At 54.9% G+C, this 17,438-nt stretch carries 21 protein-coding genes and 1 pseudogene; 14 read left to right on the top strand and 8 right to left on the bottom strand.

Annotated features, from left to right (window positions below; all coding sequences use genetic code 11):
* Nucleotides 1–333 precede the first annotated feature (333 nt).
* The 11 genes from guaA to H3T56_RS04245 all read left to right on the top strand — a co-directional run bounded on the left by guaA (nt 334) and on the right by H3T56_RS04245 (nt 9,862).
* A complete protein-coding gene (gene guaA / locus H3T56_RS04295; protein WP_086364441.1) occupies nt 334–1,917 on the top strand; it encodes a glutamine-hydrolyzing GMP synthase in 1,584 nt (527 codons plus the stop codon).
* 304 nt (nt 1,918–2,221) lie between these two features.
* The gene (locus tag H3T56_RS04290; protein WP_000954590.1) at nt 2,222–3,424 is read left to right on the top strand and encodes a site-specific integrase; all 1,203 of its coding nucleotides are present in this window, start codon (nt 2,222–2,224) and stop codon (nt 3,422–3,424) included.
* Between the two features lie 147 nt (nt 3,425–3,571).
* Nucleotides 3,572–3,793 carry an AlpA family transcriptional regulator gene (locus H3T56_RS04285; protein WP_001179606.1) on the top strand — a complete coding sequence of 74 codons (222 nt, stop codon included), beginning with the start codon at nt 3,572–3,574 and terminating at the stop codon, nt 3,791–3,793.
* Between the two features lie 4 nt (nt 3,794–3,797).
* Complete coding sequence (locus tag H3T56_RS04280) at nt 3,798–4,625, top strand: helicase RepA family protein (RefSeq protein ID WP_001162384.1); 828 nt, start codon at nt 3,798–3,800, stop codon at nt 4,623–4,625.
* Nucleotides 4,612–5,493: a replication protein C, IncQ-type gene (repC, locus tag H3T56_RS04275; RefSeq protein WP_000743064.1), complete on the top strand. Its 882-nt coding sequence runs from the start codon at nt 4,612–4,614 to the stop codon at nt 5,491–5,493. The genes H3T56_RS04280 and repC overlap by 14 nt, the downstream gene beginning before the upstream one ends.
* A 1,032-nt stretch (nt 5,494–6,525) precedes the next feature.
* Nucleotides 6,526–6,714: a stabilization protein gene (locus H3T56_RS04270; RefSeq protein ID WP_000024442.1), complete on the top strand. Its 189-nt coding sequence runs from the start codon at nt 6,526–6,528 to the stop codon at nt 6,712–6,714.
* Nucleotides 6,715–6,854: 140 nt separating this feature from the next.
* Nucleotides 6,855–7,634 (top strand): P-type conjugative transfer protein TrbJ, encoded by a 780-nt coding sequence (trbJ, locus tag H3T56_RS04265; protein WP_000836966.1) that lies wholly within the window; start codon nt 6,855–6,857, stop codon nt 7,632–7,634.
* Nucleotides 7,635–7,646: 12 nt separating this feature from the next.
* Nucleotides 7,647–7,883: an entry exclusion lipoprotein TrbK gene (gene trbK / locus H3T56_RS04260; protein ID WP_000718002.1), complete on the top strand. Its 237-nt coding sequence runs from the start codon at nt 7,647–7,649 to the stop codon at nt 7,881–7,883.
* Nucleotides 7,884–7,893: 10 nt separating this feature from the next.
* On the top strand, nt 7,894–9,321 hold the full coding sequence (gene trbL, locus H3T56_RS04255) for a P-type conjugative transfer protein TrbL (protein ID WP_001405816.1): 1,428 nt from the start codon (nt 7,894–7,896) through the stop codon (nt 9,319–9,321).
* A gap of 4 nt (nt 9,322–9,325) precedes the next feature.
* On the top strand, nt 9,326–9,574 hold the full coding sequence (locus H3T56_RS04250; protein WP_000213809.1) for a hypothetical protein: 249 nt from the start codon (nt 9,326–9,328) through the stop codon (nt 9,572–9,574).
* A gap of 63 nt (nt 9,575–9,637) precedes the next feature.
* Complete coding sequence (locus tag H3T56_RS04245; RefSeq protein ID WP_000211355.1) at nt 9,638–9,862, top strand: type I toxin-antitoxin system ptaRNA1 family toxin; 225 nt, start codon at nt 9,638–9,640, stop codon at nt 9,860–9,862.
* Between the two features lie 36 nt (nt 9,863–9,898).
* Here the strand turns inward: H3T56_RS04245 and H3T56_RS04240 are convergent, their stop codons facing one another.
* The 5 genes from H3T56_RS04240 to H3T56_RS04220 all read right to left on the bottom strand — a co-directional run bounded on the left by H3T56_RS04240 (nt 9,899) and on the right by H3T56_RS04220 (nt 12,880).
* Nucleotides 9,899–10,102, bottom strand: a complete 204-nt coding sequence (locus H3T56_RS04240; RefSeq protein ID WP_000131871.1) for a hypothetical protein — start codon at nt 10,100–10,102, stop codon at nt 9,899–9,901.
* A gap of 114 nt (nt 10,103–10,216) precedes the next feature.
* Nucleotides 10,217–11,284, bottom strand: coding sequence for an ACR3 family arsenite efflux transporter (arsB, locus tag H3T56_RS04235; protein WP_001272375.1), 1,068 nt, complete (start codon nt 11,282–11,284; stop codon nt 10,217–10,219).
* Nucleotides 11,281–11,787, bottom strand: a complete 507-nt coding sequence (locus H3T56_RS04230; RefSeq protein WP_000140066.1) for an arsenate reductase ArsC — start codon at nt 11,785–11,787, stop codon at nt 11,281–11,283. The genes arsB and H3T56_RS04230 overlap by 4 nt, the downstream gene beginning before the upstream one ends.
* A complete protein-coding gene (gene arsH / locus H3T56_RS04225; RefSeq protein ID WP_001239389.1) occupies nt 11,784–12,551 on the bottom strand; it encodes an arsenical resistance protein ArsH in 768 nt (255 codons plus the stop codon). The genes H3T56_RS04230 and arsH overlap by 4 nt, the downstream gene beginning before the upstream one ends.
* On the bottom strand, nt 12,548–12,880 hold the full coding sequence (locus H3T56_RS04220; protein WP_000447876.1) for a helix-turn-helix transcriptional regulator: 333 nt from the start codon (nt 12,878–12,880) through the stop codon (nt 12,548–12,550). The genes arsH and H3T56_RS04220 overlap by 4 nt, the downstream gene beginning before the upstream one ends.
* Before the next feature lie 147 nt (nt 12,881–13,027).
* On the opposite strand from H3T56_RS04220, the gene H3T56_RS04215 reads away from it, so the two are divergent.
* The 3 genes and pseudogenes from H3T56_RS04215 to H3T56_RS04205 form a co-directional block, all read left to right on the top strand.
* Nucleotides 13,028–13,765, top strand: coding sequence for a recombinase family protein (locus tag H3T56_RS04215; RefSeq protein WP_001366550.1), 738 nt, complete (start codon nt 13,028–13,030; stop codon nt 13,763–13,765).
* On the top strand, nt 13,762–13,986 hold the full coding sequence (locus H3T56_RS04210; RefSeq protein ID WP_000743213.1) for a hypothetical protein: 225 nt from the start codon (nt 13,762–13,764) through the stop codon (nt 13,984–13,986). The genes H3T56_RS04215 and H3T56_RS04210 overlap by 4 nt, the downstream gene beginning before the upstream one ends.
* Nucleotides 13,987–14,196: 210 nt before the next feature.
* Nucleotides 14,197–14,601 (top strand): annotated as a pseudogene (locus H3T56_RS04205) (IS91 family transposase); the annotation flags it as partial.
* A 106-nt stretch (nt 14,602–14,707) separates the two neighbouring features.
* On the opposite strand, the gene H3T56_RS04200 reads toward H3T56_RS04205, so the two are convergent.
* Genes H3T56_RS04200 through sul2 form a run of 3 tightly spaced genes read right to left on the bottom strand, consistent with a single transcriptional unit; the run spans nt 14,708 to nt 17,223 of the window.
* Nucleotides 14,708–15,544, bottom strand: coding sequence for an aminoglycoside O-phosphotransferase APH(6)-Id (locus tag H3T56_RS04200; protein WP_000480968.1), 837 nt, complete (start codon nt 15,542–15,544; stop codon nt 14,708–14,710).
* Nucleotides 15,544–16,347 carry an aminoglycoside O-phosphotransferase APH(3'')-Ib gene (gene aph(3'')-Ib / locus H3T56_RS04195; RefSeq protein WP_001082319.1) on the bottom strand — a complete coding sequence of 268 codons (804 nt, stop codon included), beginning with the start codon at nt 16,345–16,347 and terminating at the stop codon, nt 15,544–15,546. Before aph(3'')-Ib ends, H3T56_RS04200 begins: the two co-directional genes overlap by 1 nt.
* 60 nt (nt 16,348–16,407) lie before the next feature.
* A complete protein-coding gene (gene sul2 / locus H3T56_RS04190; RefSeq protein WP_001043260.1) occupies nt 16,408–17,223 on the bottom strand; it encodes a sulfonamide-resistant dihydropteroate synthase Sul2 in 816 nt (271 codons plus the stop codon).
* Between the last annotated feature and the right edge of the window lie 215 nt (nt 17,224–17,438).

Genomic DNA, 17,438 nt, shown 5'->3' with positions numbered 1-17,438 from the left:
ATCTATAGATAAATTCGAGTTATTTTTGCATTAATAATAACGAATTTTAAAGTAACAACATTGAGTTTTGCGATATAGTTCGATTTTTAATGACCTTTATTGAAGTTAAGACGCTATGAATTTTCTTAATAAGCTAAATAATTTATACCTCACTTTGCAAACGGCTATTTTCTCATCTTGATTAAGATAGTCATGTACAAAATAAGATTATAAACCTTTATGTCGTAGGATGAATATACAAAAAAAATGTTTATACGCTATTTAAGCTTAATAATTAGATGATACAATAGCCACCAACTTTTATATTAGCCCATATTTTAGGAATTAAGATTGATGAATAAAGACATCCACCAGCAGCGTATATTAATTTTGGATTTTGGCTCACAAGTAACGCAGTTAATTGCTCGACGAGTTCGTGAAATCGGTGTTTATTGTGAACTTTGGCCATGGGATGTTTCGGAAGAAAAAATTAAACAATTTAATCCTAAAGGTATCATTTTATCGGGTGGTCCCGAAAGTACTACCGAGCAAAATAGCCCTCGTGCACCTGAATATGTATTTAATGCAGGAGTGCCGGTATTAGGTATTTGCTATGGTATGCAAACAATGGCGATCCAGTTAGGTAAGGGCGGAGTCGTTACTGCATCTAATCAACGTGAATTTGGTTATGCTAAAGTAGATATTGTTGCAAAATCAAAATTAACAGACGGAATTTTAGATAGCATTAATGATCAAGGTATTAATCAGCTTGATGTTTGGATGAGCCATGGTGATAAAGTAACCTCATTACCAGACACATTTAATTTAATCGGTCAAACAGAAACCTGTCCATTTGCTATTATGGCAAATGATGAAAAACAATTTTATGGTGTACAGTTTCATCCTGAAGTTACTCATACTGTTAAAGGATTTGAACTATTACAACGCTTTGTTATCGATATTTGTCATTGTGAAAAATTGTGGACACCTTCTTCAATTATTACTGATGCCGTGGCACGTATTAAAGAGAAAGTTGGCCAAGATAAAGTATTGTTGGGCCTATCTGGTGGTGTTGACTCTTCGGTTACTGCACTATTATTACATCAAGCAATTGGCGATCAATTAACCTGTGTTTTTGTTGATCATGGTTTATTACGTTTAAATGAAGCACAACAAGTAATGGACATGTTTGGTGATAAATTTGGTTTAAATATTATCGCGGTTAATGCTGAAGATCGCTTTATGGCGGCATTAAAAGGTGAAGCAGATCCTGAAGCTAAACGTAAAATCATTGGCCGAGAGTTTGTTGCAGTTTTTGATGAAGAAGCAGCAAAACTTAAAGATGTAAAATGGCTAGCTCAAGGGACTATTTATCCCGATGTTATTGAATCAGCCGCCGCTGACACAGGTAAAGCGCATGTTATCAAATCTCACCACAATGTCGGTGGTCTACCAGAAGATATGAAAATGGGCTTAGTTGAACCATTACGTGAATTATTCAAAGATGAAGTACGTAAAGTTGGTTTAGAACTCGGTTTACCATACGATATGCTATATCGTCATCCATTCCCTGGACCAGGTTTAGGCGTACGCGTATTAGGTGAAGTGAAAAAAGAGTACTGTGATTTATTAAGACAAGCGGATGCTATCTTTATCGAAGAACTTTACAAAGCTGAACTATACCACAAAGTTAGCCAAGCATTTACCGTATTCCTACCGGTACGTTCAGTTGGTGTTATGGGCGATGGTCGTCGCTATGATTGGGTTGTCTCGCTACGAGCCGTAGAAACCATCGACTTTATGACCGCCCATTGGGCGCATCTTCCTTACGACTTTTTAGGAAGAGTATCAAACCGTATCATCAACGAAGTTAATGGCATATCACGAGTTGTATATGACATCAGCGGCAAACCGCCAGCGACTATTGAGTGGGAATGATTCCGCGTCTGGCACAGCCAGGCACCTGATGGCATGAAATGCCGCTAAGCCCGCGTAATTGCGGGCTTTTTTTTGTTTGTGTTTGGCACGATCTGGCAACGGGAGGAAGCGCCAAGCACCGTTTGAGCATGGCATTAAAGCTGGTATTATGGTTTGGCGATGCCATGATTGATGCCGATACCATGCTGCGTTCTTTTGTGTGTTCATGGTATTAATATTCTATAAGTTACTGTTTCGTAAGAAAAAATACGATAAATTCGAGATTTTTTCAGCATGGTATCGGAGACGAAGAAGGACAAGGTACATGCTGACCGATACCAAGCTGCGCAATCTCAAGCCCAGGGACAAACTCTACAAAGTGAATGACCGGGAAGGTCTCTATGTGGCAGTGACTCCAGCCGGCTCCATCTCGTTCCGTTACAACTACTCAATCAACGGTCGGCAGGAGACCATCACCTTTGGGCGTTATGGTGTCGGTGGCATCACCCTGGCCGAAGCCCGCGAGCTGTTGGGTGACGCCAAGAAGATGGTTGCGGCGGGCAAGTCGCCGGCCAAGGAGAAAGCCCGAGACAAGGCGCGGGTGAAAGATGCAGAGACGTTCGGTGCCTGGGCGGAGAAGTGGCTGCGTGGCTACCAGATGGCCGACTCCACCCGCGATATGCGCCGCTCGGTTTATGAGCGTGAGCTGAAGCCGAAATTCAGCAATCAGAAGCTGGTGGAGATCACCCACGAAGACTTGCGGGCGCTGGCTGATGCCATTGTTGAGCGAGGCGCACCGGCCACCGCCGTTCATGTGCGTGAAATCGTGTTGCAGGTATTTCGCTGGGCCATCGAGCGTGGGCAGAAGGTCGAAAACCCGGCAGAACTGGTGCGCCCAACAAGCATCGCTCGATTCGAGCCACGTGACCGAGCGTTGACGCCAGAAGAAATTGGGCTGATGTACCAGTACATGGAGCGAGTGGGCACAAGCCCAACAAACCGTGCGGCGGCCAAGCTGTTATTGCTGACGATGGTGCGCAAGAGCGAGCTGACCAATGCGACCTGGAGCGAGATCAATTTCAGCGAAGCGTTGTGGACGATTCCAAAGGAGCGGATGAAACGCCGTAACCCGCACCTGGTATTTCTGTCCCAGCAGGCTCTGGATATTTTCATTGCCATGAAAACCTTTGCCGGTGGTTCCGACTTCGTTTTGCCATCACGGTACGACTCGGATGCGCCGATGAGCGCTGCCACACTTAACCAGGTGCTGACGCTGACTTACAAGGCGGCGCAGAAAGATGGGAAGTCACTTACCAAGTTCGGACCGCATGATTTGCGGCGCACAGCCAGCACGCTGTTGCATGAGGCCGGCTACAACACCGACTGGATCGAGAAGTGCCTGGCGCACGAGCAGAAGGGCGTGAGGGCTGTCTACAACAAGGCTGAGTACCGCGAGCAGCGGGCGGCGATGTTGCAGGATTGGGCCGATATGATTGATGAGTGGACTTCGGGAGGCAGTAAGGGTTGATGTTTTTGCTATCTTTGATAGCATTGAAGTTGATGCCGTGAATTTATAAATAAGGCCGCCATTGGCATCGGGCAGGTCAATTACCGATTAGCTGCTTCGCGCAGCTACTCGATGAATAGCAACTATTCATTTGAGAGGTATTGACCCATGCAAAATATAAAGACCCTCATCAACAGGAAGAAGCTCCTGGAGATGATCCCGCTTTCGACACGAACAATTTATAACCTGGAGCAGCGAGGGGATTTTCCACGCCGTATCGCGTTAACCAGTAGAAATGTCGCCTGGGATTTGTCAGAGGTCGAAGAGTGGATTGAGGCACGTAAATCATCGGGTGATCAAGCTGCGCGACCTGGCCCTATAGAGGGCTAGTTATATGGCTCTTGATCTTATGGCGGCTTTCACGGAATTGCCGCCACCCATTGATTATGTTCTGCCTAATATGGTTGCTGGCACTGTTGGTGCTCTTGTGTCGCCTGGTGGGGCTGGTAAATCCATGTTGGCCCTTCAATTGGCTGCACAGATTGCAGGCGGGCCTGATTTACTTGAAATAGGCGAGTTTCCCACCGGGCAAGTGGTCTATCTGCCTGCTGAAGATCCACCGGCCGCTATTCACCATCGTCTGCACGCCCTTGGGGCACACCTCAGCGCAGCGGAACGGCAAGCCGTGGCTGATGGTTTGCTCATTGAACCCTTGATCGGTAAATGCCCAAACATCATGGCTGCTAGCTGGTTCGATGCTCTCAAACGAGCCGCTGAAGGTCGTCGCTTGATGATCTTGGACACTTTGCGGCGCTTCCACATTGAGGAGGAGAACGCTAGCGGGCCGATGGCGCAGGTTGTTGGGCACATGGAGGCCATAGCCGCTGATACAGGCTGCTCCATTGTGTTTCTGCACCACGCGAGTAAAAGCGCAGCCATGATGGGGTCGGGCGATCAACAGCAGGCCAGTCGTGGATCGTCCGTACTGGTTGATAACATCCGTTGGCAATCGTACCTATCCGGCATGACGCAAGGCGAGGCCGAGATACTGGGGGTCGATGATTGTCAGCGTGGGTATTTTGTCCGCTTTGGCGTCAGCAAGGCCAACTATGGCGCACCTTTTCAAGAACTCTGGTTTAGACGGCACGACGGCGGCGTGTTGAAGCCTGCTGTACTGGAGCGGCAGTGCAAGGTGAAAAGGAGACAGCGTGAAGAAGCCTAAGCATGACCTGACCCACGTCCGACATGATCCCGCGCACTGTTTGGCACCTGGCCTGTTCCGCAGCCTCAAGCGTGGCGATCGCAAACGCTGCAAGCTGGACGTGACCTACACCTTTGGCGAGGACGAATCCATGCGTTTCGTCGGATTCGAACCTCTCGGGGCCGATGATATGCGTCTTTTGCAAGGCATCGTGGCCCTTGGCGGCCCGAACGGCATCTTGCTAACCCCGGAACCGACCAGTGAGACGGGGCGACAGCTACGGCTATTCCTTGAACCCCGTTTCGAAGCCATTGAGCAAGACGGCTTGGTGGTTCGTGAGAGCCTGACCAAACTGCTCTCAGAAACGGGCATGACGGATAGCGGCGACAACATCAAGGCGCTCAAAGCCAGCCTGCTGCGCATGTCGAACGTCACCATCCTTGTGACGAAGGGACGGCGGCAAGCCGCGTTCCACCTGATGAGTCATGCTTTTGACGAGACGGACGGCAGGCTATGGGTTGCCCTGAATCCGCGTATTGCCGAAGCGATCCTGGGGCATCGTCCATATGCCCGTATCGACATGGCGGAAGTGCGGGTGCTACAGACTGATCCGGCACGGCTGATGCACCAACGGCTATGCGGCTGGATCGACCCCGGCAAATCCGGGCGCGTGGAACTGGACACGCTTTGCGGCTATGTCTGGCCAGATGAAGCCAATGCCGAAGCTATGAAAAAACGCCGTCAGACTGCCCGGAAGGCACTGGCCGAACTTGCCGCCGTGGGTTGGGTAGTGAACGAATACGCCAAGGGAAAATGGGAGATCAAGAGGCCTGGCCCCACGGCAACTGCACCCGTTTACCGTCGTAACGTTCCCTTGTTACCGTCGTAACGCTCCCCTTCTGCCGTCGTAACGTTCCCCGTCCCAATTTGGAAAACCCAGACGGTGCGCTGCTTTGCGGGCAGTTTGGGAAATCCATCCAAGATTATCTAAAGATAATCCATCATGCGCGGTGCAGCTCGCGCCTTGAGGGCGCGTTCTGACCTTGCCAATAAAGCCCTGGCGGGCTTTATCAATCGGCCATAGGCCGATGGTTTAACGCCAAGAAGAGAAGGCGGCTTCAGTGGCCGCTGAAACGCCTTGTGAGAGGGGAAAACAACCCGGAGTCCCTTATTCCATGAGCTGAAGCAGAATCTGCGTCTAACGGTGCTGGAGGGCCGCTGTGTGCACTTGTAGTTATCTGTACTGAAACCTTGGCTCGAAACGTGAAATGGCTAAGCAGTGCCCATTCGTTCGGTAAGAATAATAAGAAGATTATTATTCTTATTATTACCAAGCAGGAATGAGCCGTGTGTGTTGGACGCCCATAACCAGTAACCTGCGTGAAGGTGTCAACATCAGGAAAGGTTGCCCCTCAAGTATCAATACGTCGCCTTAGTGGTATGACGGGAGGGGAGGCAAATTTCTTGTGTTCATTGACACTTGAGGGGCGGGTTATGCCCTTCTTTTTTGGCGTCCAACTCGCCCCATCGGGGCGAATGGTTTGTGTCGATTGTTGGCATTTTAGGTTCCGATTTAAAGCCGATTGAGCAGCGATTTTGAAGCGACTATGTCGATTGCAGGCCGATTTGGTGACGATTACGGTTATGTTGCCAAGAATCGGTGTTTGTTTGACGATAAAACGCTTTACGTTCGATATGCGCTAGATTTTCAATAGTGGGTGAAATGCGGGCAGGATGGGTGAAGTTAGCTAACCGGCAAGCCGGTTATCTATCTTCACTGTCCCTTATTCGCGCCGGGGGCACTCAACGGGAATCCTGCCCTGCGGGGCTGATCGGCTACCGCCGGTTGCAAGAGTATAGGTCTTGCTATTTTTAATATCTTTGATAGCATGGTTGTCGGGTACACCAAAAGGGTATTGATATGGCAAATGTGCTTATCAGGAATTTACCCGCCGAGGTGCACCGTGCGTTGAAAGTTCGAGCAGCGCTCAACGATAGGAGCACCGACGCGGAAATACGCGAAATACTGACGGCGGCAGTACAGCCGCTAGAGCTTGAAGAGATTGGCCGGGAAGTTGGCTTGTCCGAAAGCGATAAAAAAACAGAGTAGTTTTACGTTTGTAAGTCCGGGCCTCAGCGCCAAGGGCAATACCGATCAGCTAGTGGCGTAGCTCTTCGATGAAACGTTGCCGAGAACAAGCACAACGCTTGGTCAAGGCAATGCCTTCTTTTCATCGACGGAGTACGACCATGAAGTCCAAAATTTTAGCGGCTAAAAAAACCGCTCTAGCCGTTGCACTCGCAACCGGCTTTATCACCACTACCACCGCCCCTGTGCAAGCTGGTATCCCCGTCATCGACGGCGGCAACCTGGCCCAGAACATCATGACGGCCATCGAGTCGGTGGCGCAGACGCTCAAGCAGATTGAGCAGTACCAGACCCAGTTGCAGCAGTACGAAAATCAGCTCCAGAACACGATGGCCCCAGCCGCGTATATCTGGGATCAGGCGCAGACTACGATCAACCGGCTGATTGCCGCGCAAAACACGCTGGCCTATTACGAGAACCAGCTAGGCAGCCTGGATCGTTACCTGGCCAAGTTTCAGGACGTGGCCTATTACCGCAGCTCGCCATGCTTCAACGGCAGCGGCGGATGCACGCCGGCCGAAAAGGCAGCGATGGAAGAGAACCGCCGCCTGGCGTCAGAGTCGCAAAAGAAGGCCAACGATGCCCTGTTCCAGACCGTTGCCGACCAGCAAAAGGCTTTGAAGGATGACGCCCGTACCCTGGAGCGGCTGCAAGGCGCGGCCCAGGGTGCAACTGGCCAGCTACAGGCCATCGGCTACGCCAACCAGCTCGCCAGCCAGCAGGCCAATCAGCTCTTGCAGATTCGCACCATGTTGACCGCCCAACACAACGCGGAGGCAGCCCGGATTGCAGCAGAACTCGATGCCGAGGCGCGAGGTGATGCCAGGGCCGAGCAAATGCGTACCTGGACGTTTCGCCCGAGTCCGGCAGACAACTACTAGGGAGGCGGTGAGATGAAAAAAATCTTTTTTACTACCGCGGCTACGTTGCTGTTGTTGGCTGGATGTGAACAGGAAAGGATGCCCGAACCAAATGCGGCGACGTGTGCCCCCGATGCGTTCCAGGCAGCACTGAATGAAATGCGCAGCGAAGCGAACCGAGAGGCCTTTACCGAGGAATGCAGAGCATTCCAGAAGGCCAAGCAGATGCGTCAGTGGGAGTTCAAGCCCAGCCCTAAAGATGATTATTGAGGTGGTCGCCATGAGAAAGAAAATTGCTCTAGGTGGCTTGATGATGGTCGCCACAATGGTGCTGGCTGAACCTGCAATGGCGCAGGAGCTAAGTAGCAGCGGTGTTATGAATGATGTGCTCAAGCGTTTTCATGATGCTGCCGCAACATGGGGGCCAGCTATTGAGTCCGCTGCATCGCGTTTGTTCTGGACGCTGGTTGTGATTTCGATGGTCTGGACATTCGGCATGATGGCTTTGCGCAAGGCCGACATTGGCGAGTTCTTCGCGGAGTTCGTTCGCTTCACGATCTTCACCGGCTTTTTCTGGTGGTTGCTGACGAATGCGAACCAGGGCATGAATATCGCCGGTACGATTGTTCAGTCATTGCAAACTCTGGGCGCGCAGGCGGGGGGACTTTCCAATAGCAATCTTGGGCCCTCCAGCATCCTTGATCTTGGTTTCGAGTTATACAACCGCACAGTACAGGCCACCTCGGAGCTGGGATGGCGGCAGATGGCAACTGCTCTGGTCATGGAGCTAATGGCCCTGGCTGTTTTGTTTGTCCTGGCGTTGATTGCGGTCAACCTGTTGCTGTTGCTCGCATCAGCCTGGATTCTGTTGTATGCCGGTGTGTTCTTCCTTGGCTTTGGTGGAAGTCGTTGGACTTCCGACATGGCGATCAATTACTACAAGACCGTGCTGGGCCTGGCCGCACAGCTTATGGCAATGGTGCTTCTGGTTGCGATTGGCAAAGAGTTCATCAATCACTACTACACGCAAATCAGCGAGAACATGGCATCCCAGGAACTGGCCGTGATGTTGGTTATATCGGTCATCTTGCTTTTCTTGGTCAACAAAGTTCCGCCGATGATTTCTGGTCTTGTGTCTGGTGGTGGTATTGGCGCAGCCGGTGGAATTGGAAACTTCGGTGCGGGTGCGGCAGTTGGGGCGGCGGTGACGGCGGCCAGTATGGCAACTGGCGGCGCTGCCCTGGCAGGTAAAGCGGTTATGGGTGCCGCAGCCGGTGCAGCCGGAGGTGCAAGTGCACTCCAAGCGGCTTTTCAGAAAGCATCAGCGAGTATGGAAACCGGCGGTGACATGTCCAGCATGGGGTCAGTTGTCAGCAGTGGCGGAAACGGTGGTGGTGAAGCGGGTACTGCTGGCAGTAGCCCATTCGCCCAAGCGGCTGGCTTTGGTGACAGCGGCAGTAGCTCAAGCGGTGGCGGCTTTGCCAAGGCCGCGAAGCTGGCCACAGGCACGGCCTCCGAGTTAGCCAAGGGTGTCGGCTCTCAAGTGAAGCAGGGATTCCAGGAGCGAGTGAGCGAAACCACAGGCGGAAAACTGGCTGCTTCGATACGCGAAAGCATGGAGCCGAAAGAAGCAAGCCAATCTGGCCAGTTCGAGGGCAATAGCTTGGGCGCCGATTCTGGCCCAGATAGTAACGAAGTCAGGAGTTAGCACGATGACGACATCAACATACATGGCCGCATTGGCGGCCCTGGATGAAGCGCCAAGGGAAGAAGTCAGCCAGGTATTTATTTCGCCGCTGGGTGATCAATCGACCGAGGTCGATGCAGAGACAGAAACAGCCGCTTTTGTATCACGGCCAGACCCTATGAGAGAGAGCGAAACTAAGCCGATAAGTATTGAGGTTAATGGCGGCAGGAATGAGCGGTCAGCATTCGCGGAGGCGGCGGGGCTGTACCTGTAGGCGCACCGGGCTGGCCACAACCAGCCCGGCACTTTCAATCAACACCTACTGGAGAGGTGAATTATGACAACACAACATATTATCGAACCAGGGCAAGCAGTGCATCAAGCAGCGGCTATTCTTTCTTCTTTGGAGTACATCAACCAAGCGGAAGCGCGGAGCCTTGGGCCATTGGCCGAAGCCGTCGCTAATGCTTTTATGGTGGTGTACTACCAAGCTGAAACGGGCCGGGCGACACAGGCTGATTTTCAAGAAGCAATGAACGCCTTGCGCCAAGCGTGCAGCTAATGACGAAAGGGCGGCCACTCGAACTGGCCGCCTTTTTCAATCTTCACTGTTTGGCCATTCCCGACCCACAGACGGCGCATCCATCCATTCGCGTTCCTCCGGCGGCAGCGGGTAAGCCCCGGATGCTTCCGCGTCGGCCAGTAGTTCGGCCAGTGTGTAGCGCACCCGACCAGTGGAAACGGCGCGGGCCGGGTCGGCCTTCTCATGCAGCCTGTTCTCTAGGTTCTTTGGGTCTGTCATCGGGCGACCTCAGCAAGCATGGATACTAGGTGTTCCAGGTCAGTGATCGAATGCGCCAGGAAGCGGCCGGCGCGGCAATCTGCAATCATTTCCTCAGTTTTTTCCTACTCATGTTCAACCTCGTTCGTACCAGCTCTTCGAGCGATTCACCACGCGCACGACCAGCAGCATCACCGGCACTTCGACCAGGACGCCGACCACGGTTGCCAATGCAGCGCCGGAGTGCAGACCGAACAAGCTGATGGCGGCCGCCACGGCCAGCTCGAAGAAGTTGCTGGCACCGATCAGGGCCGAAGGACAGGCGACAGAGTGCTTTTCCCCCGCCCGCTTGTTCAGCCAGTAGGCTAACCCGGAATTGAAGAACACTTGAATCAAGATCGGCACGGCTAGCATGGCGATCACTAACGGCTGCCGGATGATGGCCTCGCCCTGGAAGGCGAACAGTAGAACCAACGTCAGCAGCAGCGCGGCCATCGACCACGGCCCGATCTTCTGCATGGCCCGTTCAAAGGCGGCCTGTCCTTGCTTGAGCAGATGCCGCCGCAAGAGCTGCGCCAGGATCACCGGCACGATGATGTAGAGCACGACCGAAATCAGCAGCGTGTCCCAAGGCACCGAGATCGAGGACATGCCCAGCAGCAGGCCGACGATGGGCGCGAAGGCCACGATCATGATGGCGTCGTTCAGAGCCACTTGCGAGAGCGTGAAAAGCGGGTCGCCGTTGGTAAGGCGGCTCCACACGAACACCATTGCCGTGCAGGGCGCGGCGGCCAGCAAGATCAAGCCCGCGATGTAGCTGTCCAGTTGATCGGCCGGCAGGAACGGAGCGAACACTTGTCGGATGAACAGCCACCCCAGCAGGGCCATCGAGAATGGCTTGACGGCCCAATTCACGAACAGCGTGACGCCGATGCCGCGCCAATGCTCTTTGACCTGGTGCAGCGCCCCGAAGTCGATCTTGACCAGCATCGGGACGATCATTACCCAAATCAGCAGGCCCACCGGCAAATTGACCTGGGCCACTTCCATGCGGCCTATGGCCTGGAACACGTCAGGAAGGCCCTGGCCGAGCGCAACACCGGCGACGATGCACAGGGCCACCCACAGCGTCAGGTAACGCTCGAAGCCGCTCATCGGGGCCTGGCGCGGCTTCGCGGCGATGGCCTGTGCGCCGGCGCTCATGCTTCCTGCTCGGTCTTGCCGATGTTCGCCAGCTCGCGCTTGATGGCCGTCTGGTCAAGCATTTTGAGAGGCAGATTCACGAACAGGCGGACGCGGTTCATCATGTGCCGGAAGGTTTGTTCGAAGGCCCGGCGCTTCTCGGCGTCAGTGCCTTCGACGGCGGCCGGGTCTTCAAATCCCCAATGCGCCGAGATCGGCTGACCAGGCCACACCGGACACATTTCGCCGGCGGCGTTGTCGCAGACGGTGATGATGAAGTCCATCTTCGGTGCGTCGGGCGTGGCGTACTCGTCCCAGCTCTTGCTGCGCAGATTCTCGGTCGGGTAATTCACCGACTCCACCTTTTCGACGGCGAAGGGATTGACCTTGCCGGTTGGGTGACTGCCGGCGCTGTAGGCGCGGAAGCGCCCTTGCCCCATCGTGTTGATGAGAGCTTCGGCCATGATGCTGCGCGCCGAATTGCCGGTGCAGAGGATGAGGACGTTATAGATTCTTTCGGTCATGATGTTTCGCTTTCTGGTAGTGGCTGGGGAGCAATGGCGATGGATGAAAGATCGGTGGCCTCGTCGATGACGTGGCCGGCCGCTTTCCGTTCGGAATAGCGGTCTGTCAGTGCTTCACGGTGCGGCCGTACCAGCGCCGTGAAGCGCACCAGTTCTTCCATCACATCGGCTATTCGGTCGTAGTACGGCGAGGGCTTCATGCGGCCCGCCGCGTCGAACTCTTGGAACGCTTTGGCGATACTCGACTGGTTCGGAATGGTGAACATTCGCATCCAGCGGCCGAGCAGACGCAAGGTGTTCACGGCGTTGAAGCTCTGCGAGCCGCCGGATACCTGCATCACGGCCAGGGTGCGGCCTTGGGTCGGCCGGATGCCGGCCATTTCAAGCGGCAGATGGTCAATCTGCGCCTTCATGACACTGGTAATCTGACCGTGGCGTTCCGGGCTGCACCAGACTTGTCCCTCTGACCACTCGGACAGGGCGCGCAGCTCCTTGACGGCCGGGTGATCGTCGCTTTGCACTTGATCGGGCAACGGCAAATCGGACGGGTCGAAGATGCGTGTTTCTGCGCCAAAGAATTGCAGCAGCCGGGCCGCTTCCTCGACGGCCAGCCGTGAGAACGAGCGGGCGCGCAGCGAGCCATACAGCAGCAGGATACGCACCGGCGGGGCGTCGGGTGCCAGCCCGAGCGCCGGGCGCTCGATGGCAAAGGATTTGTCCAAAGCGGGCAAAGAATCGGGGTCGGAAAGATGGCGAAGTCTCATGCCAACACCTTCCCGGCTTCCGTGGTGCAAGACAGGTTGCACACCTGGCCGCCGCAGCAGTTTTCCGTGAGAAAGGCCACCAGGTTAGTGGCCGTCGAAAAGTTCGCCTCGTAGATCACAAATCGGCCTTCTTGCCGCGACGTGACCATGCCGGCGTGTGCCAGCTCTTTCAGGTGGAAGGATAGCGAAGACGGCGGGATGCCGGCCGCTTCGCTGATTTTTCCGGCGGCCATGCCGGCGGGGCCGGCCTGGACGAGAAGCCGGAACACCGCGAGGCGCGATTCTTGAGCGATGGCCGCCAGGGCGGCTACAGCATTTATCGTTTCCATGTTTCAATAATAGTCGAAATATGGAGTGTGCTCAATAGCTCATTTAAGCTGTAAAAATGAGCTAGGCGCATTTAGATCGATATGTGATAAATTGGCCTGCCAGTTTAAGATGGGTGCATTTGAGTATGCCCAAAGGAGCCCGCAAGTATGCGCAGGACGAAGCCAGTAGCCGCGCCGATGGTGGCGCGGGTCTATCTGCGCGTCAGCACCGACGCGCAGGACTTGGAACGCCAAGAGGCGATCACTACGGCCGCGAAGGCCGCCGGCTACTACGTCGCCGGCATCTACCGTGAGAAGGCATCCGGCGCACGCGCCGACCGGCCTGAGCTGCTGCGCATGATCGGCGACCTACAGCCCGGCGAGGTGGTCATTGCCGAGAAGATCGACCGCATCAGCCGCCTACCTTTGCCCGAGGCCGAGCGCCTGGTGGCCTCGATACAGGCCAAAGGCGCACGCCTGGCCGTCCCTGGCGTGGTCGATCTATCCGACCTGGCGGCCGAGGCCCAGGGCGTCGCCAAGATCGTGCTGGAAGCCGTGCAGATCATGCTTTTTCGCCTGGCCTTGCAGATGGCCCGCGACGACTACGAGGACAGGCGCGAACGCCAGCGCCAAGGCATTGAGTTGGCCCGCCAGGCCGGGCGGTACAAGGGCCGCCGTGCTGATCCGAAGCGCCGCGCCCAAGTTGTCGCGCTGCGCAAGTCCGGCTACAGCATCAACAAGACCGCCGAGCTGGCCGGGTACAGTGCGGCCCAGGTGAAACGGATATGGGCCGAGGTCAGCCAGGCCGAAGCGAAGCAGCACGGCGCGTTCGTGGAGGACGCATTGACGGAAGCCGATGCCCTGGCCGCTGTCGGCCAGGATGAGCGCCAGGAGGAAAGGGCATGAAGAAGCCGAACCAAGACGACGAGCCGTTTTTCATCACCGAGGAGATTGCGGCCGAAATGATCGCCGGCGGCTATGAGTTCGAGCTGCCGCCCATTCCTTGCACCATCCGCCTACGCGACGTGCTGGAGCGCATGACCGATGCTGAGCTAGCATTGCAGCCGGGCGAGATCGCCGACCAGGAGCGTGAACGCTGCCGGCGCAAGCCGTGTTCAACCTCATGATCTGGTCATGGTATTTTTCATGGCACTGAGCCTGATAGTTCTTGCAAATTGTTGTCACTAAAGGGTTTTGTGTGCTTGTTTACAATCGAGTGGGAGTGACGGGCACTGGCTGGCAATGTCTAGCAACGGCAGGCATTTCGGCTGAGGGTAAAAGAACTTTCCGCTAAGCGATAGACTGTATGTAAACACAGTATTGCAAGGACGCGGAACATGCCTCATGTGGCGGCCAGGACGGCCAGCCGGGATCGGGATACTGGTCGTTACCAGAGCCACCGACCCGAGCAAACCCTTCTCTATCAGATCGTTGACGAGTATTACCCGGCATTCGCTGCGCTTATGGCAGAGCAGGGAAAGGAATTGCCGGGCTATGTGCAACGGGAATTTGAAGAATTTCTCCAATGCGGGCGGCTGGAGCATGGCTTTCTACGGGTTCGCTGCGAGTCTTGCCACGCCGAGCACCTGGTCGCTTTCAGCTGTAAGCGTCGCGGTTTCTGCCCGAGCTGTGGGGCGCGGCGGATGGCCGAAAGTGCCGCCTTGCTGGTTGATGAAGTACTGCCTGAACAACCCATGCGTCAGTGGGTGTTGAGCTTCCCGTTTCAGCTGCGTTTCCTGTTTGGGGTCGTTTGCGGGAAGGGGCGGAATCCTACGCTAAGGCTTTGGCCAGCGATATTCTCCGGTGAGATTGATGTGTTCCCAGGGGATAGGAGAAGTCGCTTGATATCTAGTATGACGTCTGTCGCACCTGCTTGATCGCGGCCGCGATAGCTAGATCGCGTTGCTCCTCTTCTCCATCCGCGTTCCAAGCTGCGGAAAGGCACCCATAAGCGTACGCCTGGTCGAGCAGGCGACGCGGATCGACGTCCAGCGCACGAGAGAATGCGTCCGCCATCTGTGCAATGCGTCTAGGATCGAGACAAAGGTCGTCTCTGTCAGCCGGATCGTAGAACATATTGGCGGCGCCAAAGCCCACTTCACCGACCAGACCGACGGGATCTATCACCAGCCAGCCGCGACTGGAGAACATGATGTTTTCATGATGCAGATCGCCATGTAGCCCACGCAGTTCCGAGGCATTGCTCATCATTTGATCGGCTATAATCGCCGCGTGGACGTAGTCAGTTTGACAACCTGCGTTTTGATCATCGCGCGCCCGCTGAAACAAAGCTGCAAAGCGATCCCGGATCGGGAGAAGGGCAGAAGGCAGGGGTTCCTCAGATGCGGCATACAGCTTCGCCATTAGTTCCGCTGCAATTTCGGTCGCCTGGTAGTCGCCGTGCTCGGCAACGATGTGAGAGAGCATTCGCTCCCCGGCATATTCGAGCAACATCAGATTGTTCTCACGACCGAGCAACCGGACTGCTCCCCTCCCATTGCGCCATACCAGATAGTCGGCCCCGCGCAGTTCATCAGCAATGTCTTCTATAGGTTTCAATCCCTTGACGATTGCAGGAGTCCCGTCTGGCAATGAAACTTTCCAAACGAGGCTGGAAAAGGTGTCCGCAATGAGAACAGGTTGCGAAACGTGCCAATGAGCAGGAAAAACAGGCGGCATGAACATCAACCCCAAGTCAGAGGGTCCAATCGCAGATAGAAGGCAAGGCGTTCGCGGTCGGGGGCTTCGATCCCCAATACATTGAATAGGACAGCGAAGGCGCGCTCTGCTTCATCTGGCGCTGCCCAGTTCTCTTCGGCGTTAGCAATCATGAGTGCCAAATCGGCATAGCGATCTGCTGTTCCGAGCCGCCCAAGGTCGATCAGACCCGTGCATTGAAGAGTTTTAGGGTCCACCATGAAGTTCGGCATGCAGGGATCACCATGGCAAACAACCATATCGGTGCGCTCTTGGTCGAGCCGCACCGGTAGCTCTCGTTCGACACGAGCCAAAAGATCGAGCTGCGGCGTACTCTTGTCCTCGTCCGGTAAGAAGTCGGGATTGACGGCATTGCGGGACACCACATCAACGGCGCGTCCGAACATTCGCGACAGCCTGCGCTCAAACGGACATTGATCAACCGATAGGCTGTGAACAGCGCCAAGTTGCTGCCCCATTGACGGCCACGCTTTGAGCAAATCCGCTCCAGACAGATCAGCCGCCGGTACTCCCGGAATTGCCGTTATCACCAAGCATGCACCCTCCTGTTCCTCCTGCCAGTTGATGACCTCGGGGCAAGCCACACCTCGACCTTTGAGCCAAATGAGGCGGTCACGCTCTCCAGCGAGCTCACCGCGGCGGGAAGCAGGTGCGATTTTCGCGAAGGCATGCCCGTCACCACGTCGAAAAACAAAATCACCAGATTCTCCGCCTCTGACAGGCAACCAGTCAGAATGCGATTCACCAAAAAAAATATTAGTTCGATTCAATGGAGGTTCCTTCAGTTTTCTGATGAAGCGCGAATATAGAGAAATATCCCGAATGTGCAGTTAACGAATTCTTGCGGTTTCTTTCAGCGCCGCCAATACCGCCAGCCCGTCGCGCAAGGGGCGCGGCTCGTGTGTGCGGATGAAGTCAGCTCCACCTGCGGCGGCGGCAAGCTCTGCAGCGAGTGTCGCGGCCCCGACATCCCCCGGACCACGGCCTGTGAGCGCGCGCAGAAAGGATTTGCGCGAAACAGACAGAAGCACCGGCAAATCGAAGCGCAGCCGCAATTCATCGAACCGCGCCAGCACCGAGAGCGAGGTTTCGGGAGCAGCCCCCAGAAAAAACCCCATGCCGGGATCAAGGACAAGGCGGTTGCGTTTGATACCGGCACCCGTCAGCGCCGCGATGCGCGCGTCAAAGAACGCCGCAATGTGATCCATGATGTCGCCAGCGGGTGCCTCGCGCCGATCTGCCTGCCCGTCTTGCACCGAATGCATAACGACGAGTTTGGCAGATGATTTCGCCAATTGCGGATAGAACGCAGCGTCTGGAAAACCGCGAATATCATTGAGATAGGCCACACCACGCGACAAGGCATAGGCTTGCGTCGCGGGTTGATAACTGTCGAGCGAGACGGGAATGCCATCTGCCTTGAGCGCGTCCAGCACCGGCGCGATACGCGCGATTTCTGTGTCGGACGAAACAGGCGCGGCGTCGGGATTGCTGGATGCCGGACCGAGGTCGATCACATCTGCCCCCTCGGCCATCAGCTTACGCGCCTGCGCAATGGCTGCGTCTGGCGCCAGATACCGGCCTCCATCGGAGAAACTGTCCGAGGTTATGTTGACGATGCCGAAAATGATGAGCGATTTATTCATGGGGGCCTCTATAATAATAATAATCGAGCATGAGTCTCATACGGATGCTCGGGTCGAAAGGGAATCCCCAGGCGAGTAACCTGTTTGCGGTGATCCATTAGCTGCAGGAGCAGAATAGCATACATCTGGAAGCAAAGCAAGGAAAGCGGCCTATGGAGCTGTGCGGCAGCGCTCAGTAGGCAATTTTTCAAAATATTGTTAAGCCTTTTCTGAGC

This window comes from Gilliamella sp. W8123 (genome assembly GCF_016101085.1).
Taxonomy (GTDB): Bacteria; Pseudomonadota; Gammaproteobacteria; order Enterobacterales; family Orbaceae; genus Gilliamella; species Gilliamella apis.
Note: the sequence above shows the minus strand (reverse complement) of the source record. Positions and strands in the feature narration are given on the sequence as shown.